We start from the raw sequence: 20,547 nt of genomic DNA, 5'->3' as shown, positions 1-20,547 counted from the left end.
CTCCAATCAGTTTTACTTTTAGAATAAAGTATAAACACAATAATTGCAAATATAATATATTTTATGAATATTTATGAAATGTATGTTTGCATTGACATTTGATTTTATATGAGTTACAATAAAAAACAATAATTTGATAAAGCTCTTTTTTACGTATAGTAGTATAAAGAATAATAGTCAGATGCTTATGGTGAATTCATATAATAAATAATTATAAAAAGGAGCGTTAATATGAAATATATTGTAGTACTAGGAGATGGAATGGCAGATTATCCTGTGAAGGAGCTTAACGACAAAACACCTCTTCAATACGCTAATACGCCTACTATAGATTATATGGCAAAGCACGGCACTCAAGGATTAGCTAAAACTGTGCCAGAGGGTATGCCGGCAGGAAGCGATACAGCAAACATGGCTGTTTTTGGATATGATCCAATTGTGTACTATAGTGGACGTTCACCATTTGAAGCAGCAAGCATGGGAGTCCAAATGTTAGATACAGATGTAACATTTAGATGTAATTTGGTAACGGTATCTGACGACCGGCCCTATGAAGAAAAAACTATGATTGACCATAGTTCTGATGAAATTACAACGCAAGAGGCAGGAATATTAATAAAAGCATTAAGTGAGTATTTAAACGCTGAGGCAATAAAGTTTTATCCAGGTATTGGCTATAGGCATCTTATGATATGGGATAACGGACCATACTCTTGGAAACTTACACCACCACATGACATTCTAGGTAAAAAGGTAAAGGATTATATGCCTAAAGGACTTGGTAGTGAAATATTTGAAGAAATGACGAAAAAAAGCTTCGAATTTTTATCAGGGCATGATATAAATAAAAAGAGAGTAGCGAGGGGACTAAAGCCAGCTAATTCAATATGGATCTGGGGTGAAGGAAAGAAGCCGCTCTTGTCTAGCTTTTATAAAAAATATAATTTAAAAGGCTCAGTAATTTCTGCTGTTGATTTAATAAAAGGAATAGGAATGTGTGCAGGGATGGATATTATTGATGTAGAAGGGGCTACTGGAAATATTAATACTAATTTTAAAGGTAAAGCAGAGGCCGCTCTAGGCGAAATGGCAAAGGGGAATGATTTTGTTTATATTCATGTTGAAGCTCCAGATGAATGTGGACATAGATGTGAAATAGAAAATAAATATAAAGCCATAGAGTATATAGACAATCAAATAGTAAAGGTTATAAAAGATGAAATGGATAGAACTGGTGAAGATTATAAAATGATAATACTACCAGATCATCTTACACCACTTGTACTTAGGACTCATACAGGAGAGCCGGTTCCGTTTTTAATATATGAAAGTAATAAAGAAAAGGACAACCTAAATGGCTCTTATAATGAATTCACGGCTAAAGAGACAGGACTATATTTTCCGGAAGGATATAAGTTAATGGATTACTTTATAAAAGGTAGTATATAGGGGGATAGAAATTTATGAAACAAATATATTATAAGAGTACTCGCGGAAATGAAAAAGAAGTAAAATCCGCAGAAGCTATTGCAAGAGGACTAAGCGAGGATGGGGGACTTTTTGTACCAACATCAATACCAAAGTTAACTATAGGACTTGCCGAATTATGTCATATGAATTATAAAGAATTAGCATTTACTATAATGAAAGAATTTTTAACTGATTACGATGAAAAGGATTTATTAGAGGCTATAGATATGGCTTATGATGAAAAGTTTGATGTGTCAGCTATTGCGCCGATTTCAAAGCATGGTGGATTATATTTTTTAGAATTATACCATGGACCAACTTTAGCATTTAAGGATATGGCTTTATCAATATTACCTTATCTTTTAAAAAATGCAGTAAAGAAGTTAAACATTGATAAAGAAATGGTTATTCTTACGGCCACATCTGGTGATACAGGAAAAGCAGCACTTGAAGGTTTTGCAAATGTAAAAGGCACAAAGATAATAGTCTTTTTCCCACAGGAAGGTGTTAGTGAGATTCAAAAAAGGCAGATGTTAACGCAATCTGGGGATAATACTTTTGTAATAGGAATTGATGGAAACTTTGATGATGCACAAAATGGAGTTAAGCAGATGCTTACAGATGAGGGCCTTCTCAAGAGATTAGAAGAAAATAATAAAATGTTCTCATCAGCTAATTCAATAAATATTGGAAGACTAATACCACAGGTTGTATATTATTTCTATGCATATGCTCAGCTTTGTAATATGGGAGACATAAAAATAGGGGAAGAGATAAATTTCTGTGTTCCTACTGGTAATTTTGGCGATATATTGGCAGGATACTATGCAAAGAAAATGGGATTACCAATTAAAAAGCTAATTTGTGCTTCAAATGAAAATAAAGTATTATTTGATTTTATAAATACAGGCACATATGATAGGGTAAGGGATTTTGTAATTACTATGTCCCCTTCAATGGATATATTGATTTCAAGTAACCTTGAAAGACTTTTATATGCTATAAGTGGGGAAGATTCAAGTAAGATAAAAGACCTTATGAATAAGCTTAAAAAAGATGGTAAATATGAGATTGATGATGATATGAAAAAAGGGCTAAAGGATTTCTTTGGAGGCTATGCAAGTGAGGAGGATACGGCAAAGGCAATAACTGAGGTTTATAAAACTACTAATTATGTAATTGATACACATACTGCAGTTTCCTATGCGGTTTATCAAAAATATTTAAAAGAGTCAAAGGATAGTGCGAAGACAGTTATTGTGTCGACGGCAAGCCCATATAAATTTACGCCAGATGTTATGAAATCAATAGATGCAAAATACACAGGGCTAAATGACTTTGAATTAATAGTGGAACTTAGTAAAATAACAAAGGTCGATATTCCAGTAGGGATAAAAGATTTAGAAACAAGACCAGTACTTCATAAAACTAAATGCGCAAAGAATGAGATGCAAATACAGCTTGAAAAGATTCTTAAAATATAGTAGGATCAACCTATTGTTAATATTACATTCCCTCAGACTATTTAATTAGTTTGAGGGATTTCTTTTATTAATAACAGGGTTAGACATAATTGGTTAAATATTGAAAGGATTTATTGACAATATATTTATAAATAGTTAGAATAGTATTGAGGTAATTTAGTATACTCAATCAACTTAATATGAAAACTTAAATATTTATATTATTGAAAATAGAGTAAGGGGTGATGTAATTGAAAAAGCAACAATATGATGTAATCGTTATCGGATCAGGAGTAGTTGGTAGTGCAATTGCAAGGGAACTTTCAAAATATGAAATTAATATAGGTGTATTAGAGAAAGAACTAGATGTAGTATGTGAGACAAGTGGTAGGAACAGTGGAGTGCTTCATGCAGGATTTAACAGCAAACCTGGAACACTTATGGCAAAATTTTGTGTACAAGGATGCTTAGGATTTGATAAAGTTGCAAAAGAATTAGATATACCCTTTAAAAGAACGGGGAAACTTGTAATAGGCTTTAGTGAAGAAGATATGGAAGGATTAAAAGATTTAAAAGCACTAGGAGAAAAAAATGGAGTTCCAGGTCTTGAAATTGTAGGTCGTGAAAAAATTAAAGAATTAGCACCTAATGTAGAAGGGACAGCAGCTTTATATTCTCCAATGACAGGTGTATTGGATCCATTTATATATACAATTGCATTAGCAGAAAATGCTTGCCAAAATGGTGTGGATTTTTATTTAGGTAGAGAAGTAATTAACATTGAAAAAAAAGAAAGTTGTTATAAAATTACTACAAAAAATGGAGAAACTTATTATAGTAGATGGGTAATTAATAGTACTGGATTAAATTCTGATAAAATAGCAGGTCTGGTTGGTGTTACAGATTATACAATATATCCATGTAGAGGAGAATATTTTATTCTTGATCAAAGCATAGGCAAGTTTCTTGAAATTCCAGCCTATCCAGTTCCTAATAAGAAAGAGGGAGGTCTTGGTGTACATCTTACGCCTTCAATTCATGGCAATATATTTATCGGACCAAGTGCTCAGTATATAGATGAAAATGATAACTATTCATCAACTGAGGATGTTATGGACATGCTTATAAAAGAAGGCACAAAAATATTGCCTCAAATTAAAAGAGAACATTTTATTAGAAATTTCACAGGCATTAGACCAAAGCTTGTTAGTAAAGAAAAAGGTGGATATGCAGATTTTGTAATAGAAGAAAGAAAGGAAATCCCTAATGTAATTAACTTAATTGGAATTGAATCGCCAGGACTCACTTCAGCAGTCCCAATTGCAGAATATGTAGTAGAAAAAATTAAGAACAAGGAAAATTTAAAAGAAAATAAAAAATTCAATCCTATAAGAAATGCAGTAGTAAAGTTTATAGAACAATCTGAAGAAAAACAAGATGCACTTATAAAAGAAAATTCAGATTATGGAGAAATTATTTGTAGATGTGAGAACGTTACAAAAGCAGAAATTATACAAGCAATAAGAAATCCATTAGGAGTAGATACATTAACAGGCATTAAATATAGAACAAGATCTATGATGGGAAGATGCCAAGGTGGATATTGTCAAACTAGAATTGCAGAAATAATTATGAAAGAAAAAAATAAAAAAGTAGCTGAAATAACTTATTTAAGAGAAAATGGAAAAATGTTTTCTGGGGAGGTAAGACAATGGAAGTAATTCAAAAGGAAGCAGTTATAATTGGTGGTGGCCCAGCTGGACTTGCAGCAGCTCTAAAACTAAAAGAAGAAGGTATAGAAGATGTTTTAATATTAGAAAGAGAAGAAAAGCTTGGTGGAATATTAAAACAATGTATTCATGATGGTTTTGGTTTACAAAGATTTAAGCAGGCGCTTAGCGGTCCTGAATATGCGGCTAGATTTGTGCAGCAGGTAGAAAAAGCGAATATTGAATTACAAACAGGAGCGACTGTAATAAATATTACAAATAACAAGGAGGTTACAGCAGTTACAAGGGAAGGGCTAAAAAAATATAAAGCTAAAGTAGTGGTGCTCACCATGGGGTGTAGAGAAAGAACAAGAGGAGCTATAAGCATACCTGGGACAAGACCTGCAGGTGTATTTACTGCTGGAGTAGTTCAAAGCTATATGAACCTAAAAAATATTATGGTTGGAAAAAGAATTGTTATACTAGGTTCTGGAGATATCGGACTTATAATGGCAAGGAGACTCACACTAGAAGGAGCAAAAGTATTGGCCGTAATAGAAAAACTACCTTATCCTAGTGGATTGCCAAGAAATATAGAACAATGTTTAAATGACTATAATATTCCCTTATATTTAGGTCATACGGTAACAAACATCAAAGGAAAAGAAAGATTGCAAGCAGTAACAGTGAGTGAATTAGATAAGAATGGACAAATTATTTCAGGCACAGAAATAGAATATCAATGTGATACATTAATACTATCTGTTGGTCTTATTCCTGAAAATGAGTTATCGCTTAAAGCTGGAGTAAAAATTGATGAACGAACTAAAGGACCTATTGTGGACGAAAATTTAAAAACTAACGTAGAAGGAATTTATGCAGCTGGCAATGTGCTTCATGTGCATGATTTAGTGGATTTTGTATCTGATGAAGGAGAAAAGCTTGCTAGGGCATCAGCAAAATATATAAGAAATGAAAAACAAAATGAAAGTCATATTTTAATAACAACAGATAAAACTATTAACAATGTAGTTCCACAAAAAATAAGTGGGAAGCAAGATGTAGAAGTAACTTTAAGGGTTAGTAGGCCCTCAAGAGATGGAGTTATAGAAATTGTGCAGGGCGAAAAAGTGATTAAATCAAGGAACTTTAAAAAATTGAATCCTGCAGAAATGATACGCTTAACATTAAAAAAAGAGGATATTATTAGTGAAGAAAACATTAAGGTGGTGGTATCACAATGAATAGAGAAATGACATGTATAGTTTGTCCTAATGGTTGTGAATTAACTTTAGAACTAGAAGAAAACATTATCAAAAATGTAACTGGAGCTTCCTGTAAAAAAGGAATAGCATATGCAACGCAAGAAATACAAAATCCTAGGAGAACTATTTCATCATTAGTTAAAGTAAATAATGGAGAAATGCCACTGGTTAGTGTAAGGACAACAACATCTATTCCTAAAAACAGGATATTTGATGTTATGAAAGAAATTAAGAATATAGAAGCTGATGCACCTATAGAAATTGAACAAGTGATTATTAACAATGTGTTGGGTCTTGGCGTAGATATTATTGCTACAAAGTCTATATGTAAGAAATAAATCATTATAATTAATATGACAATTAAAAGGGGGGTATTTATGGAACTTTTAAATGCTTTTGGTAGTATATTTAGTATTGTTATAATGATAGCTATTGGATGGTGGCTAACGAAAAAAAATTGGATGGATAAGTCCGGTGCAAAGCTATTCGCAAAAATTGTTATCAATGTAGCGTTACCGGCTTTGATGATTAGCAATCTTATGAAGGATTTTGACAGGGCAAAGCTTTTAAGTTTAGGGAAGGGTATTATAGTTCCAATAATTTCAATAGCTCTTACTTATTTAATTGGCAAGACCTTTGTAAAAGTTTTTAATGTTACGAAAAATAGACGTGGTTCCTTTGCATCTATGTTCTTTGTATCTAATAGTATATTTATTGGATTGCCAGTAAATTTAGCTCTATTTGGTTCAAAATGTGTTCCTTATGTTTTGATATACTATATAGTTAATACTACATTCTTTTGGACTATAGGTGTTTTTGAAATAAGTAAAGATGGGAATGGAGGATCTAATAAATTTGCATCACCGGATACTTTAAAAAGAATATTTTCACCTCCTCTAATGGGATTTGTAGTAGCTATAATATTAATACTTTTAGCTATTCCTGTACCTGCATTCCTAATGGATACTTGTAAATATTTCGGAAATTTAACTACCCCTCTATCTATGTTGTTTATAGGTAACACAATTTATTATGTAAATTTAAAAGGAATACGTTTTAATAAGGATATGTGGGGCGTTTTATTGGGAAGATTTATAATATCGCCACTACTGGTAGTGTTAATATGTAAATTCATTCCTTTGCCTCAAATCATGAAAAATATATTTATTATTCAAGCAGCTATGCCAGTAATGACTACTACTGCTATAGTGTCTAAATCTTACGATGCAGATTACCAATATGCTGCTATTATGATTGCTCTATCCACGTTGTTAAGTCTATTTATAATTCCTATATATAAAATACTCCTTTAACAAAACAAAAAATATATAAAAAGCCTTCTTTTCATTTAAATAAGTGAAAAGAAGGCTTTTTAATAAAATTTTATTTTGTTTCAAAGGTACCTAAAAAAATGCTTGGGAGTTGCTTAGTAACACCATAGGCATGCTCTAGATGGTTTTTCATTGAAAGCCTTGCCGATTCTTCATTTCTATCTATTAATGATTGATAGATACGATAGTGTTTTTGTATGGTGTTTTTTCTATCATCATTTGTTAAAGTTTTATGTATTTGTTCTAATTGATTATAAATTAACGCATCAAGAGTATTCATTAATTTAGAGCATAGTTCATTTTTAGCACAATTCAAGACTTGGGTATGAAATAATTGATCTAATTTAGTAAAGTTTGTAATATCTCCATCAGGAAGATTAACCATTTCATCAAAAATTTGCTTTAACTCAGCAAAATCTTCAACTGTTCCCCTAGAGGTTGCAAGGCTTACCATTTGCAGTTCTATAGCCATTCTAAGTTCAAAAAGATCTGTATTACTTGTTTTTTCGAAGGCTAAAATATAGGAAAGTGGTAAATAATAGTCATTGTTTTTGGGATCACTAATGATAATTCCCTTCTTTGGTGATACAGTTATGATTCCTAAAAACTCCATAACTCGCAAGGCTTCACGTAAAGTTGGCCGACTAACATTTAAAATCTCCATTAATTCTATTTCATTATATAGCCGTTCTCCATATTCAACCTGGTTAGTGACGATTAAATTAATAAAAGTCTCAATTATTTGAAAATATGCTTTTTTATTTTTTACAGGCTTGATATCTATTTTGTTCATATTGTCTCCTCATATCCCCTATATACTCATATAAAATTATCTATTGTAGCGTCTCCTTCTATTTTAAAGGGGTGGGCTTTAGATGTCTATATATTATATTAATAAGAGAAAAAAATAAACAATACAGTTAATCATTTTTCTCTTTTTTTATTATATAGGAAACAGCTTGCGGAAACCGCTGTGGATAACATTCTAGCTAAAAAATAGATAGAAAAAATCAGATAAATATGAGATGATTAAATCATGAAAATAAATAAGATTACTATAAAACAAATATTTGAAGATAATTATCCAGAGTTTTGGAAATTGAATAAAGAAAAGTATCCTGAAAAGATGAGAGAACATATGAATATCGAAGTAATGAAAATGATAGGATGTGGAGATATTTCATTAGGTTTTGTTGCGTATATATGCTTAAAATGTTTAGAAGTATTTAAAATAGGGTTTACATGCAAAAGTAGATTTTGCAGTAAATGTGGGAAAAAGTACATAAGTGAATGGGTAGAAAAACAAGTAAACAAGATTTTAGATGTACCGCATAGACATTGTGTATTCACAATACCAGCTGAATATAGGAATTATTTTTACTGGAATAGGGAGTGCTTAAAAGATTTACAAGACATGGTATATGAGGCTATAAACGAGTTTGCGAATGGTGTAAACTATAAAAATAGAGAAGAGTATCAGAAAAAGAAAAGGGGTAAAAAAGGAGGAGTACTTTGGCAAAGTGGAATGATAGGAGTAGTGCATACATTTGGAAGGAATGTAGGTTTTAATCCACATGTCCATGCATTGGTTCCAGAAATAAAAACAAAAGGCAATGAAGTTAAGGAGATGGAATACCTTGACTACAAATATTTCAGAAAAGTTTGGCAGTTTAAATTAATAAATTATATGATAAGTAAAAAGCCAGAGAAGAACGCAGAATACTTAAAAATGTTTAAAGATTATCCTGATGGATTCTATATAAATGCAAAATCAAGAATGAAAAGTGCAAGAGGTGCAGCAAGATATATAGGCAGATACTTAGCAAGGCCTGCGATAGCAGAATATAGAATACTTAGTTATGATGAGAAAAATGTAACGTTTTGGTATAAGAGTCATGAAACCAATGAGAGAGTAGAAGAAACAGTTACAGCGCAAGTATTCGTAGGTAGATTATTAATGCATATTACCCCTAAATATTTCAAGATGGTTAGACTATACGGAGTATATTCAGGCAGTATAAGTGTAAAAGTTCGGAAGTGTTTTGGTCTTTTGCAATACATAAAAAGTGGTCTTAAGGCAATTCAGTTCACACTAAAAATAAATTGGAAAAAGGAAACAAGAAAAATGACTTATAGAGAATTAATGATTATTAATTTTTCCAAAGATCCGAGAAAGTGTTTAAAATGCGGCCAGCTAATGGAATTGTGGCAAATATGGCATAGAAAGTATGGGTATATATATGATATGGGAACGTATTAAAAGAATTTTTAAAGGTAAAGTGAATGAGGATAGCATACCATTTCGACCACAAGAACGTGATAAAATGATACTTTTTAAATGTAAAAAATGTGGGTTTGAAGAAGAAGTGCCTGACTTTGTTGCGTTTGAATGTTATACGCCTGAAGAATATGACAAGAAAAGTGGTAGTCCTATTGTTTTGTGTATAGAATGTGGTTCAGATATGATAATTAAGAGGTGATGCCACACTATTTGTGGAGCATCACTTTAATACTCGACCGTAGGGAGATTTTGTTCTTAATGAAAATTATTGTCCAAATAATTAATGATATAGACGAAATACCATAGGCGATAATTCCTAGTTTATTTACTGAGCTTTTTTTAGTGTTAAATGTTTTTAGTTTAAAACTATTTATTATTATAAATGCGTATAGAGATAATTAGAGAAATCAAGAAGAAAATCAAGCCCGTTATTAGAGCTAAAGAATTTTGTGTAAAACTAGAAGTATTATTTATAAAATAAGTGAATTTTTGAACTAAAATATTATTTGGATTATTAGCAAAATAGTCAATAATTGTCGTTGGTAAGAAAGTAATTAACATAAGCAGTATAACGTTAAATAGTTTCATTTTTATAGTTCCAAATTTAAAATACACAGGAAAAAATATAGAACTAAATATACATACAGATCTTATAACTGAAACAACATCCAATAAAGAAATTGATCTAGTGAACATTGGAAGTCCAGTAGCTTTTCCTATAAATCCAATTATTATAGAATAAACAATGCCTAGAATTGCAAAAACAAAGGTTGATATATATTTTGATATAACAATATCATCTCTTTTAATTGGTAAACTATTTAATGCAATTTCACTTTTATTTTTATCATCATATTGTACAGCAAGAGTTATGAACATATAGGTAATTGCGACAGGTGACAACACATATAAGCCGAAGCCGCTCGGGCCCATGGAAAAAAAAGCAATCGGTGCAAAAATAGTATAAAGAAGAGCATATAACAAGGTCTTTTTCTGAATAGCAATATCCTTTATTATCAAATTTAACATTAAACATTCCCCCTAACTGTATACACCATAATATCTTCAAGAGAAGCTTTTTCAATAATGCCCTTACCTTTAAATATTTTTCTAGCTTTAATAATATCCTTTGTTAGGGCCTCAAATCCAAAATTAGTTTCTTTTATACTTACGAATTCACGTCTAGTATCATTGTCTAAAAGTTCTTTACTTCCTTTGACTAAACCGTAATTTTCAACAATTTCATCTTTGGTTTTGGAGAAAACTAATTTACCTTTATTGATAAATGTTATGTAATCTGCTATTTTTTCAAGGTCAGTAGTTATGTGAGTTGAAAAGAATATACTTACATTTTCGTCTTGAATTATATTATATAAAATATCCATAAGTTCACTTCTGAATACTGGATCTAATCCAGAAGTGGGTTCATCCATTATAATAAGCTCTGCATTATGACAAAGACCTAACGCTAGAGAAAATTTCATTTTCATTCCTTTTGATAGGGTTTTAATTTTATTTTTTTTAGGTAATTCAAATTCTTTTATATATTTTTCAAACAAGGTGTCATTCCAGCTTTTATAAAAAGGGCGAAGGATATTTTTCATTTCTATGATGTTTAATTCTTCATAGAAATAATTTTCGTCATAAACAAAACCGATTTTCTGTTTAATTTCTTTATTATGCTTTAAATTATCTAGTCCAAAAACATTTATGTCTCCACTATCTTTTTTAATAAGATTCATTATAAGTTTTATGGTGGTACTCTTGCCTGAACCATTTGGACCTATAAATCCCATTACAGAGCCTCTTTCAAGATTAAAAGTTAGATTATCTAAAGTGAAATCCTTGTACGTCTTTTTTAAATTTTTTATTTCTAAAATATTATCCATGTTTATTCCTCCTTAATTAGTTCAGTTTTTAATTTTCTTCTGTATATAGTAGTGCCAGCATACTTTGTAATTCTTCCAAACTTAAATTTAAAAATTTGCTTTCAGATATAATCTCAGCTAGTTTTCCTTCTATAGCTGTTAATCGTTTTTCTCTTATTAGGTCTTTGTTTTGACCAGAGACATAGGAACCTTTTCCAGGAACAGTTTCTATAAAACCTTCTTTTTCAAGCTCTTCATAGGCCCTTTTAGTTGTTATAACACTTATCCGAAGTTCTTTTGCTAAACTTCTTATAGAAGGTAAGACATCTCCCTCTGAAAGCTCATCATTCATAATGGCGGTTTTAATCTGAGTTACTATTTGCTCATAGATTGGATCTTGTGATGAATTAGAAATTATAATATTCATATTTAACTCCTTTGTACATAGTGTATATATACTATATAATCAGTATAAGCGGTATAGCATTTAATGTCAACAAAAGATGTCATAAATATTTTTTAGCATTGAAATATACAATAAGACCGTATATTTCAATGCTATATGGGTTGACCGTATAAATAGAAATGGAGAATTTATATTTGAAACAGCATTGCAGTTTATGATATTCTAGTTCCTATTAACATGTCCTTTTTCTATATTCATTAGGTGAAACACTTACATATTTCTTGAAGGTGGTACAAAAATGACTTTGACTATTAAACCCGGATTTAGTAGAAATCACATCTAAAGGATAAGAGGAATTATCTAGGATATCCTTTGCCACATTTATTCTATATATGTTTATATATTCACAAAATTTAAAACCGGTGTTCACTTTAAAAAGATAACATAGATAGTTGCTACTTATATGAATGTGAGTTGCAACTTTTTCTAGGGTTATTTTTTTCTCAATATTTGAGTGAATATAAGCCAAAGCATTGTTTACAATTTCATTTTCTGATGCTTTTTTACCATTATTAATGACTTCCGTGTAGCTTTTAATAATTTTTTCTCCTAGAGAAATTAAGTCTTCCTTCAAATGACAAGTGTCCATGAGCTTAAGATTTTTATAGCATAAGTCCTCCAAGGGGATTGAATTGTTAATACAGAAATAGGTGTATATAAAGATATTAATTGAATATATTAGTTTTTTTAATTCATCTGAGCTACTCGATGAAGATAAAAGTATATTTATCTTTTTTATATATATGGCATTGGCAGTTTCTAAGTTGTTATTTCCAATACTTAAGACCAGTTCAGTGTGATTGAGTAAATTTTTCATCGCATCTCCTTAATATTTTTAAAAAAGACAATAATAATTTTAAAAAACCTCTAACTTAAATATATTATAATATAATCAAGAATGATAATCAATATCAATGCAATAAGATAATATAAATTAAGTCTAAAAATGCATTGAAATTATTACCACATGAATGTACAAAATATTTTATATGAGGAGGAGATTGATTTGAAAAATGTAGTTATTATTTATTGGAGCGGAACAGGGAATACAGAGGCTATGGCAGTAGGGATTATGGAAGGGGCAAAAAATGTAGATGCAAACGTTAGACTACTTAATGTGAACGATGCAAAAGTAGAGGACGTAATAAATGCAGATGGAGTAGCTTTGGGATGTCCATCTATGGGCTCAGAGCAGCTTGAGGAATCAGAAATGGAACCATTTATTGAGTCAATTGCGAACGCGATAAGCGGCAAAAACACTATTTTATTTGGTTCTTATGGATGGGGCAATGGAGAATGGATGGAGGATTGGCAAGAGAGAATGGAAACATATGGTGCTAACATTATAGTTGATGGACTAATAATTAATAACGATGCTGATAAAGAAGGTATTGAAAGGTGTAAGGAAATAGGTGCTTTATTATCAAAAAAATAAAAGTAAACTTAATATGAAGTTGATAGTGTTAACACTATTGTGAAGTTAATGGAGGGTGTTTTATGGGAATAGTGGAGTTAAGGGGATTGTTAGAAATTATAGATGGTTATGATGATTTGGAGTATTTATTTTCAGTAATAATACGTAATGCAGGACCAACTATTAAAAAGCATAAGACATCATCTCTAATTAATTTTAGTAATAGTAATAGAAACTTAAATAACATATGGGAAAGATATAAAGATGAAGTGAAAGCTAAACTAGATATTGATTATTTTGAATTAAAAAAGGATATAACAAATACGTTTGTACTATTTTATAATAAAGAAAAAATCAAGTTAAGTATAAGCGATAATAAAAACATGGAATTTTTAAAAAGATTTGGATACAATGAAAAAATGAATATAAAGGAATGTTTATTGCTTTTAGGCAAAAGATTCGAAAATATATGCCCTCACGAAATTGGGATTTTTTTAGGCTATCCTCTAGAAGATGTAGTATCATTTGTTGATTATCCAAACGCTAAATGTAAAATGGTAGGTTATTGGAAGGTATATCATGATATTGAAAAAGCAGAAATTATTTTTAATAAATATGATGAAATTAAATTTACCATCATGAGATTAATGATGAAAGGGATGAAACCAACAGAACTTTTAAATAAAGATAATCGATTAAAACAAATAGAAGAACAAAAGCGTGGAGAATCTATATTTCAATATATGGAAAGCAAAGATATGTATAGAGTTCAATAATATTAATTAGTATATAGTGAATCTAGAGTAAAATAAAAGGTGAAATTTTTTAAATAAAATTTCACCTTTAACTTTTATATATTTAATTTTAATATCGACTTCAGAAGGAGATAATTAGATTAAATTCCGTTTATGTCTAAATAATGACGATTAATGCATTTTGTATTGAATTATAGATCTTTATGAAATATGATATAAATAAAGCATGCTTAAATAAGGAATAAAACCATATTTATGGATGCAAAAAAATCATAAAACAAAGTTTTTGCTGCAAATGTTGTAAATCAAAGAAGAATGTGGTAAACTAATTCTGAAAGTTGTTATTAATTTAACAAATTTTTTTATTTAAAGTGTATTTATAGGGGGGAAATCTATGAAAAAGAAACATATTATTTTTTTAAGTATTATTGGTGTAATAATACTATTTGGAATCATTGCCTATGTAGTTAAGAACAATAAAGATTCAGCAGGTAATAAAGGTAAAGAAGTAGCTTTATATACAATACCGGCTAAAGAGAAAATATTTGTAAACGGTGTTGTTGTTCCTGAAAAAACGGAAAATATATATAGAGATGAAACAAAAGGAACAATAAATAAGGTTTCGGTTACGAATGGACAAGTAGTAAATAAGGGCGATGCTCTTTTTACATACAGGAACAGTTTGGTTACGGATGAGATAGATAAGGGAAACCAAGAAATTACTAATGCCAACAATCAAAAAAAGAAATTAGTCGATAAACAAGAAGAAGCAAAAAAACTTTTAGAAAAGCAGAAGGAAGAAGCAAAACAACAAGCAGAACAGGCTGGTGTCGATCCCGCTGCCATGGGTGCATCGGCTGCAGCAGGTACTGAGGCTCAAATTAGTGGCTACTCAGATCAAATAGATGCTGTGCAAGCACAAATTGATACTTCAAAAGGGATGCTTAAAAATTCAAAAGAGAAAGAATACACTTATATAAAAGCTCCGATAAATGGAAAAGTAATATTAAATGATTCTAAAGATATGACGAAACCATATATTGTAATAGAGTCTACTACAGTTTATGTAAAAGGAAATATTAATGAAAAGGATCAAACAAAGGTAAAGGAAAATCAAAAAGTGGATATACTTATATTCGCTATAAATAAAACTATAACAGGAAAGGTGAAAAGTGTAGGAAATAGTCCAGCAGCGCCAGATGTAGCGGCTGGAGCGCAAGGTGCTACAGGTGGAGCTTCTGCTATATCTTATTATGATGCAAATGTATCCTTGGATTCACAAACAGATGTTATCAATGGTTTTCATGTACAAGCCACAGTGAAACTTAAAGAAGAAGATATGAAAATACCAAAGAGTGCAATACTTGAGGAAGCTGGAAAGCAATACGTGTTTAAAGTTGTGGATAAAAAGTTAAAAAAACAAGCAATTACTTATAAAAAAGGTGTGGAATCAGAAGTTGTTGTACTTAGTGGGCTAAATGAAAATGACCGTATAGCGAAAACTACTAAAGAAATGAAGGAAGGTATTTCTGTTGAGTAATCTTATTGAGTTAACAAATATTAATAAGTATTATAAGTTAAAGGATTCTAAATTACACGTATTGAAGGATATAAATTTAACTATAGAGCAAGGTGACTTTGTTATGATAATGGGGAAATCAGGTAGCGGAAAAACTACACTTTTAAACCTTCTTGGTTTTCTTGATCATTTTGATAATGGAAAATATGCGTTTAATGGCAAGGATGTTACTCATCTTAGTGAAAATGAAAGATCAGAACTTAGAAATAGTTATCTGGGGTTTATATTTCAACAGTTTCATTTGATAGATTCATTGACTATTGGTCAGAATGTTGAGCTTCCTTTGCTTTACAAAGAAGGCACTGATGTACCTAAAAAAGAAAGAGCACACCTTGTAGAAAAATATTTAGATACGGTAGGATTGCTTCATAAAGAGAAGCAATCACCTTCACAATTATCTGGAGGACAGCAACAGCGTATTGCAATAGCAAGAGCTCTCATTAATAATCCTTACGTGATTTTAGCTGATGAGCCAACAGGCGCTCTAGACAGTAAAACCAGAGAGGAAATTATGAATATACTAAAGAAACTTAATGAAGAAAATAAAACAATAATAATGGTAACACATGATGACGATTTAACTAAATATGCTAGCAAAGTAATCCATTTAAAAGATGGAGTGATAACAAAGGTGGATTAGATATGTCTATAATAAATTTAATCAAAACTTCAATATACAGTCTAAAATCACATAAATTAAGAGTTTTTCTCACAATGATAGGAATAATCATAGGTATAAGCTCTGTAATATCCATTATGTCAGTTGGTAATGGGTTAAAGGTAAAAATGAATGAATCTATGGCGGATACAAGCGCAAATAAAATAAATGTTAATTTTGAACCAGAAAACGTTGATGCGGATTTAACCTTGATTGAACCCTTTAGCAAATCCGACCCATATTCTCTTAAAACAGTGGCTGGAGTAGAAAAGGTTGAGGAATCAAAGGATATGCAAGGAATGGGCGGATATACATCAGGCGAGGCTGTGTATTTTGATAAAAAAGCATACATTGGGCTAGAAGATTATGATGATAAAGAAATAAATATTAAGTATGGTCGTTCTTTCAAAAAAAGTGAAAATTCTAAAAAGTTAATTATGTTGGATTATAAATCAGCAGAAAAACTTTTCGAATCTCCAGAAAAGGCAATAGGTAGTGGAATAACAGTAAATGGAATTATATACGAGGTAGCAGGAGTTCTAGAAAAAGAGGGTGCATTCTCTCTAACAGGTGGAACAAGTTTAATTTCAAAGGAGTCAAAAGAAGATATGAATACAGAGGCCGCTATTTCAAGCTTAGATGTTTATCTTAAAGCTGGTGAAGATAAAAATAAGGTTTTTGAAAACATAAAAAAGGAGCTTATAGTGTCTCATCCTAATTTAAAAGGTGAGTATAAGCTACAGGATCCTCAGGCAAGTACTAAGATATTTGAACAAATTATTGGGTATTTAACTGCTTTCATAGCATTGATTAGTGGTATTTCCTTATTTGTTGGGGGAATAGGTGTAATGAATATAATGTATGTTTCTGTAACTGAGCGGAAACGAGAAATTGGTATACGTAGGGCTATTGGGGCAAAACCTAAAAGTATATTACTCCAATTTCTTATAGAAGCGATTATGGTGACAGGGCTTGGTGGTTTACTTGGTATATTATTCGGATTTATTTTTTGTAAAATAATTGGTATATTTATGCCATTCCCTCCAGTTATGAGCGGAGAAAGCGTTATAGGAGCAACTGCAATATCTGTTATTATTGGAATAATTTTTGGAATTATACCAGCAATTAATGCATCGAAAATGGATCCAATTGAGGCGATTTACAATTAAATTTTGGTGAAAGCCATATTATTTTAAAAATATATTTGTCGGAGGTAAAATTATGGAAAACATTAAAAAACCAAAAGTAGGAGCAGGTATAAAAACAATGTCAATTATTCAATTAGTTGTTAGTGTGTTTGGATTATTTAGTATAAGAAACTTTTCTAAGAAAGATGAACTTAACGCTGCATATAAAGCATTGGATATTGTAATGCCTGAAATCACGAATTTAAGTATAACTATTGGGTTGGTATTCTCAGTAATATTAGCTATAAGTGTTATTTTGATTTTAATGAAAAAGGAATTAGGGATATATATTTATTTTATTGCTATAGTTGCCCAAATAGCATATTCAATTGTAGCTGGTGGAACTAAACCTTGGATGATACTTGTTAGTTTAATAATGCCTGCACTTATGGGATTCTTTATTTGGAAGAAAAAAGAAATATTCAGTACTGAGACTAAATCTGATAATATGGATATATAGTAACTGTTATTAATAAGAACAAAAAATAATAAATATTAGACTAAAAATCCTGTTAACTTATTTTGTTAACAGGATTTTTAGCATTTGACGTCACAATAAAAAGATGTATAATGCCATTACTAAAATATTTTTAATTATGTAAAAAGGCTGCCGTCTATAGGCAGCCAGTTAAGGTAATAAAATTAGTTATAATCTGTTGCTGTTAAACAATTCTGAAGACAGATATAGTTCCAATAGCCCCAGCTAGACCTGCAAGTACTATACTAATAGGACCATTTGAATTGTTAGCAAATCTAAAAGATTGTCCTGCTGTTGCGGCATAAACCTTGTTAGAGCCATTTACAGTTGGATTTGTTACTAAAATAGATATACCGCCAATAACAACTCCACTAGGGGATTCTTCTAAATCAAGTTGTAAAGCAAAGGTTAAAGGATCTGGAGTAACAGCAAACTTCCAGTCGATTACATAAACACCCGTTGTATTAATTGTAAATATACCTGTTGTTGGATCATAACTTAAATCAGGTCCTACAATATCTACAGTATCATAAATAATAGTGCCGCCAACTGGAATTGATATTTTATTTGTTGTTATAACACCATTTGCATACGAATTAAAACTTGGACCAGTTGCTCCAGTAGCACCAGTTGCTCCAGTTCGTCCAGTAGCTCCGGTTGCTCCAGTTGCACCGGTTGCTCCAGTTGCACCAGTTCGTCCAGTTGCACCGGTCGCTCCAGTAGCTCCGGTAGCTCCGGTTGCTCCAGTTCGTCCAGTAGCTCCGGTTGCACCAGTTGCACCAGTTCGTCCAGTTGCACCAGTCGCACCGGTTGCTCCGGTTCGTCCAGTTGCACCGGTTGCACCAGTTGCTCCGGTTGCTCCAGTAGCACCGGTTGCACCAGTAGCACCGGTTGCTCCAGTAGCACCGGTTGCACCAGTAGCACCGGTTGCACCAGTTGCACCAGTTCGTCCAGTAGCTCCGGTTGCACCAGTTGCTCCAGTTCGTCCAGTTGCTCCGGTAGCTCCGGTTGCTCCAGTTCGTCCAGTAGCTCCGGTTGCACCAGTTGCACCAGTTCGTCCAGTTGCACCAGTCGCACCGGTTGCTCCGGTTCGTCCAGTTGCACCGGTTGCACCAGTTGCTCCGGTTGCTCCAGTTGCACCAGTTGCACCAGTTCGTCCAGTTGCACCAGTCGCACCGGTTGCTCCGGTTCGTCCAGTTGCACCGGTTGCACCAGTTGCTCCGGTTCGTCCAGTTGCTCCGGTTGCTCCAGTTGCTCCAGTTCGTCCAGTTGCACCGGTTGCTCCAGTTCGTCCAGTAGCTCCAGTAGCTCCAGTAGCTCCAGTTGGTCCAACTATGCATTTTATACAGCAAGGATGACAACGATCGTGTTTGTCATCACAGTGTGGTCTATCGTCACAGTGGTCTTTATCATTACAGTGTGGTTTGTCATCACAATTGTGCTTTTTAGGAATTAAAAAGTCATAAGGTTCATATTCATCGTCAGATTGATATTTTTCAGAAGAAAAATCATTGTATTTATTCAATATAGATACCTTCCTTATTAATAATATTTTTTCTATTTAAAGAGCTTGTACTTTCTCTTATTTAAGATGTTCACACTTTCTATACATAATATGCAGATGCCTTGTTTTGTGTTAAAGATATACATTAAAAATTTAGTTGAAAAAGTACTATTCCAATTATTGATGTGAAAATTATGTGTTTTGCAAAAAACAGTTATGTTCGTCATTGATTAAAAATGGTTACTTATATATAATATAAAGATATGGTTAAAAATAGATATTTATTATAGGTTTTAGGAGGAGGTTGCAATGAGACTTATTAGAGAATTTTATGCCAGAGAAGCTTTGCAGGTTGCTAAGGAACTTTTAGGAAAAACACTTGTACATGAAGTTAATGGAGTAAAGTTAAGAGGAAAGATAGTTGAAACAGAAGCATATATTGGATCAATAGATAAGGCTTGCCATGCTTACGGGGGAAAACATACACCAAGACTTGAGACTCTATATGGTATGCCTGGCATCGCATACGTATATTTTATTTATGGGATGTATCATTGCTTTAATGTAATAACAAAAGAAGAAGGAATTGCTGAAGGGGTTTTAATTAGAGCTATTCAGCCAATAGAAGGTCTAGACGAAATGTCAAAGCTAAGATTTAAAAAAGGTTATAATGAATTGACAAAAGCTCAAATTAAAAATTTAACCACAGGCCCCTCTAAGCTCTGTATAGCTATGAATATAAATAAAGAAAATAACAAACATGATTTGTGCATAAGTGAACTATATATTGAAGACGCAGTGGAAAAAGAAAAAATTGAAATTATAGAAGCTAAGAGAATTGGAATTGATTATGCAGAAGAAGCAAAGGACTTTCTGTGGAGATTTTACATTAAAAACAATATTTGGGTATCTGTAAAATAGAGCAATTACATCATCTCTAAGCTAATCGGGTATTTTTTGAAGGGTTCTTAATCATGTCTTTACAAGATTATAATGCATATCCACCATTTATATACTTCCTTTCGCTAATAAGTATCAAAACTTCTATTATAGTTATATGATTATTATTTAAATCTTGGTTAGTTGGCTGAATAGGGAATGTTTCTTTTGATAAGAAAA

The 20,547-nt window shown here is 31.7% G+C and carries 21 protein-coding genes; 15 read left to right on the top strand and 6 right to left on the bottom strand.

Going from position 1 to position 20,547, the window contains the following annotated elements; genetic code table 11:
- Window positions 1–231: 231 nt before the first annotated feature.
- The 6 genes from ACWJKP_RS15545 to ACWJKP_RS15520 all read left to right on the top strand — a co-directional run bounded on the left by ACWJKP_RS15545 (window position 232) and on the right by ACWJKP_RS15520 (window position 7,220).
- Window positions 232–1,449, top strand: a complete 1,218-nt coding sequence (locus tag ACWJKP_RS15545; protein ID WP_165413200.1) for a cofactor-independent phosphoglycerate mutase — start codon at window positions 232–234, stop codon at window positions 1,447–1,449.
- A 14-nt stretch (window positions 1,450–1,463) separates the two neighbouring features.
- Entirely contained in the window at window positions 1,464–2,954 is a 1,491-nt protein-coding gene (gene thrC, locus ACWJKP_RS15540; protein WP_165413201.1) for a threonine synthase, read from the top strand.
- Between the two features lie 230 nt (window positions 2,955–3,184).
- Window positions 3,185–4,654: an NAD(P)/FAD-dependent oxidoreductase gene (locus ACWJKP_RS15535; RefSeq protein ID WP_165413202.1), complete on the top strand. Its 1,470-nt coding sequence runs from the start codon at window positions 3,185–3,187 to the stop codon at window positions 4,652–4,654.
- Window positions 4,645–5,886 carry an NAD(P)/FAD-dependent oxidoreductase gene (locus ACWJKP_RS15530; RefSeq protein ID WP_263492337.1) on the top strand — a complete coding sequence of 414 codons (1,242 nt, stop codon included), beginning with the start codon at window positions 4,645–4,647 and terminating at the stop codon, window positions 5,884–5,886. The genes ACWJKP_RS15535 and ACWJKP_RS15530 overlap by 10 nt, the downstream gene beginning before the upstream one ends.
- On the top strand, window positions 5,883–6,245 hold the full coding sequence (locus ACWJKP_RS15525) for a DUF1667 domain-containing protein (RefSeq protein ID WP_165413203.1): 363 nt from the start codon (window positions 5,883–5,885) through the stop codon (window positions 6,243–6,245). Before ACWJKP_RS15530 ends, ACWJKP_RS15525 begins: the two co-directional genes overlap by 4 nt.
- A 39-nt stretch (window positions 6,246–6,284) precedes the next feature.
- A complete protein-coding gene (locus ACWJKP_RS15520; protein ID WP_165413204.1) occupies window positions 6,285–7,220 on the top strand; it encodes an AEC family transporter in 936 nt (311 codons plus the stop codon).
- A gap of 70 nt (window positions 7,221–7,290) precedes the next feature.
- Here the strand turns inward: ACWJKP_RS15520 and ACWJKP_RS15515 are convergent, their stop codons facing one another.
- Window positions 7,291–8,031, bottom strand: coding sequence for a FadR/GntR family transcriptional regulator (locus ACWJKP_RS15515; protein WP_165413205.1), 741 nt, complete (start codon window positions 8,029–8,031; stop codon window positions 7,291–7,293).
- 243 nt (window positions 8,032–8,274) lie between these two features.
- Between ACWJKP_RS15515 and ACWJKP_RS15510 the strand changes: the two genes are divergently transcribed.
- On the top strand, window positions 8,275–9,498 hold the full coding sequence (locus ACWJKP_RS15510; protein WP_165415065.1) for an IS91 family transposase: 1,224 nt from the start codon (window positions 8,275–8,277) through the stop codon (window positions 9,496–9,498).
- Entirely contained in the window at window positions 9,479–9,718 is a 240-nt protein-coding gene (locus tag ACWJKP_RS15505) for a hypothetical protein (RefSeq protein WP_165415064.1), read from the top strand. The genes ACWJKP_RS15510 and ACWJKP_RS15505 overlap by 20 nt, the downstream gene beginning before the upstream one ends.
- Window positions 9,719–9,885: 167 nt before the next feature.
- On the opposite strand, the gene ACWJKP_RS15500 is transcribed toward ACWJKP_RS15505, so the two are convergent.
- From ACWJKP_RS15500 to ACWJKP_RS15485, 4 genes are all read right to left on the bottom strand, one after another.
- On the bottom strand, window positions 9,886–10,548 hold the full coding sequence (locus tag ACWJKP_RS15500; protein WP_165413206.1) for an ABC-2 transporter permease: 663 nt from the start codon (window positions 10,546–10,548) through the stop codon (window positions 9,886–9,888).
- Complete coding sequence (locus ACWJKP_RS15495; RefSeq protein WP_165413207.1) at window positions 10,548–11,408, bottom strand: ABC transporter ATP-binding protein; 861 nt, start codon at window positions 11,406–11,408, stop codon at window positions 10,548–10,550. The genes ACWJKP_RS15500 and ACWJKP_RS15495 overlap by 1 nt, the downstream gene beginning before the upstream one ends.
- Before the next feature lie 28 nt (window positions 11,409–11,436).
- The gene (locus tag ACWJKP_RS15490; RefSeq protein ID WP_165413208.1) at window positions 11,437–11,814 is read right to left on the bottom strand and encodes a GntR family transcriptional regulator; all 378 of its coding nucleotides are present in this window, start codon (window positions 11,812–11,814) and stop codon (window positions 11,437–11,439) included.
- Window positions 11,815–12,025: 211 nt separating this feature from the next.
- Window positions 12,026–12,670, bottom strand: a complete 645-nt coding sequence (locus ACWJKP_RS15485; RefSeq protein ID WP_165413209.1) for a helix-turn-helix transcriptional regulator — start codon at window positions 12,668–12,670, stop codon at window positions 12,026–12,028.
- Window positions 12,671–12,859: 189 nt separating this feature from the next.
- Here ACWJKP_RS15485 and ACWJKP_RS15480 point away from each other — a divergent pair, with 189 nt between their 5' ends.
- From ACWJKP_RS15480 to ACWJKP_RS15455, 6 genes are all read left to right on the top strand, one after another.
- Window positions 12,860–13,288 (top strand): flavodoxin, encoded by a 429-nt coding sequence (locus ACWJKP_RS15480; protein ID WP_165413210.1) that lies wholly within the window; start codon window positions 12,860–12,862, stop codon window positions 13,286–13,288.
- A gap of 62 nt (window positions 13,289–13,350) precedes the next feature.
- Window positions 13,351–14,043, top strand: a complete 693-nt coding sequence (locus tag ACWJKP_RS15475) for a DUF3793 family protein (protein WP_165413211.1) — start codon at window positions 13,351–13,353, stop codon at window positions 14,041–14,043.
- Between the two features lie 373 nt (window positions 14,044–14,416).
- Window positions 14,417–15,562, top strand: coding sequence for an efflux RND transporter periplasmic adaptor subunit (locus ACWJKP_RS15470; protein ID WP_165413212.1), 1,146 nt, complete (start codon window positions 14,417–14,419; stop codon window positions 15,560–15,562).
- Window positions 15,552–16,241: an ABC transporter ATP-binding protein gene (locus tag ACWJKP_RS15465; RefSeq protein WP_202881874.1), complete on the top strand. Its 690-nt coding sequence runs from the start codon at window positions 15,552–15,554 to the stop codon at window positions 16,239–16,241. The genes ACWJKP_RS15470 and ACWJKP_RS15465 overlap by 11 nt, the downstream gene beginning before the upstream one ends.
- A 2-nt stretch (window positions 16,242–16,243) precedes the next feature.
- Window positions 16,244–17,428 (top strand): ABC transporter permease, encoded by a 1,185-nt coding sequence (locus tag ACWJKP_RS15460; protein ID WP_165413214.1) that lies wholly within the window; start codon window positions 16,244–16,246, stop codon window positions 17,426–17,428.
- A gap of 52 nt (window positions 17,429–17,480) precedes the next feature.
- A complete protein-coding gene (locus tag ACWJKP_RS15455; protein WP_165413215.1) occupies window positions 17,481–17,906 on the top strand; it encodes a hypothetical protein in 426 nt (141 codons plus the stop codon).
- A gap of 202 nt (window positions 17,907–18,108) precedes the next feature.
- Here ACWJKP_RS15455 and ACWJKP_RS15450 read toward each other — a convergent pair whose 3' ends face one another.
- The gene (locus ACWJKP_RS15450; RefSeq protein WP_462961303.1) at window positions 18,109–19,449 is read right to left on the bottom strand and encodes a complement C1q domain-containing protein; all 1,341 of its coding nucleotides are present in this window, start codon (window positions 19,447–19,449) and stop codon (window positions 18,109–18,111) included.
- A 288-nt stretch (window positions 19,450–19,737) separates the two neighbouring features.
- Here ACWJKP_RS15450 and ACWJKP_RS15445 point away from each other — a divergent pair, with 288 nt between their 5' ends.
- Complete coding sequence (locus ACWJKP_RS15445; protein ID WP_165413216.1) at window positions 19,738–20,349, top strand: DNA-3-methyladenine glycosylase; 612 nt, start codon at window positions 19,738–19,740, stop codon at window positions 20,347–20,349.
- Window positions 20,350–20,547 lie beyond the last annotated feature (198 nt).

It is taken from the genome of Clostridium sp. CM037 (assembly GCF_055081095.1).
The sequence above is the reverse complement of the archived record's forward strand: the minus strand, read 5'-3'. Positions and strand labels throughout refer to the sequence as shown.

Excerpts from the sequence above, each read along its gene's own strand:
- ACWJKP_RS15545 (WP_165413200.1), top strand. The coding sequence starts at position 232 with ATGAAATATATTGTAGTACTAGGAGATGGAATGGCAGATTATCCTGTG.
- thrC (WP_165413201.1), top strand. The coding sequence starts at position 1,464 with ATGAAACAAATATATTATAAGAGTACTCGCGGAAATGAAAAAGAAGTA.
- ACWJKP_RS15530 (WP_263492337.1), top strand. The coding sequence starts at position 4,645 with ATGGAAGTAATTCAAAAGGAAGCAGTTATAATTGGTGGTGGCCCAGCT.
- ACWJKP_RS15525 (WP_165413203.1), top strand. The coding sequence starts at position 5,883 with ATGAATAGAGAAATGACATGTATAGTTTGTCCTAATGGTTGTGAATTA.
- ACWJKP_RS15520 (WP_165413204.1), top strand. The coding sequence starts at position 6,285 with ATGGAACTTTTAAATGCTTTTGGTAGTATATTTAGTATTGTTATAATG.
- ACWJKP_RS15515 (WP_165413205.1), bottom strand. The coding sequence starts at position 8,031 with ATGAACAAAATAGATATCAAGCCTGTAAAAAATAAAAAAGCATATTTT.
- ACWJKP_RS15510 (WP_165415065.1), top strand. The coding sequence starts at position 8,275 with ATGAAAATAAATAAGATTACTATAAAACAAATATTTGAAGATAATTAT.
- ACWJKP_RS15505 (WP_165415064.1), top strand. The coding sequence starts at position 9,479 with ATGATATGGGAACGTATTAAAAGAATTTTTAAAGGTAAAGTGAATGAG.
- ACWJKP_RS15500 (WP_165413206.1), bottom strand. The coding sequence starts at position 10,548 with ATGTTAAATTTGATAATAAAGGATATTGCTATTCAGAAAAAGACCTTG.
- ACWJKP_RS15495 (WP_165413207.1), bottom strand. The coding sequence starts at position 11,408 with ATGGATAATATTTTAGAAATAAAAAATTTAAAAAAGACGTACAAGGAT.
- ACWJKP_RS15490 (WP_165413208.1), bottom strand. The coding sequence starts at position 11,814 with ATGAATATTATAATTTCTAATTCATCACAAGATCCAATCTATGAGCAA.
- ACWJKP_RS15485 (WP_165413209.1), bottom strand. The coding sequence starts at position 12,670 with ATGAAAAATTTACTCAATCACACTGAACTGGTCTTAAGTATTGGAAAT.
- ACWJKP_RS15475 (WP_165413211.1), top strand. The coding sequence starts at position 13,351 with ATGGGAATAGTGGAGTTAAGGGGATTGTTAGAAATTATAGATGGTTAT.
- ACWJKP_RS15470 (WP_165413212.1), top strand. The coding sequence starts at position 14,417 with ATGAAAAAGAAACATATTATTTTTTTAAGTATTATTGGTGTAATAATA.
- ACWJKP_RS15460 (WP_165413214.1), top strand. The coding sequence starts at position 16,244 with ATGTCTATAATAAATTTAATCAAAACTTCAATATACAGTCTAAAATCA.
- ACWJKP_RS15455 (WP_165413215.1), top strand. The coding sequence starts at position 17,481 with ATGGAAAACATTAAAAAACCAAAAGTAGGAGCAGGTATAAAAACAATG.
- ACWJKP_RS15445 (WP_165413216.1), top strand. The coding sequence starts at position 19,738 with ATGAGACTTATTAGAGAATTTTATGCCAGAGAAGCTTTGCAGGTTGCT.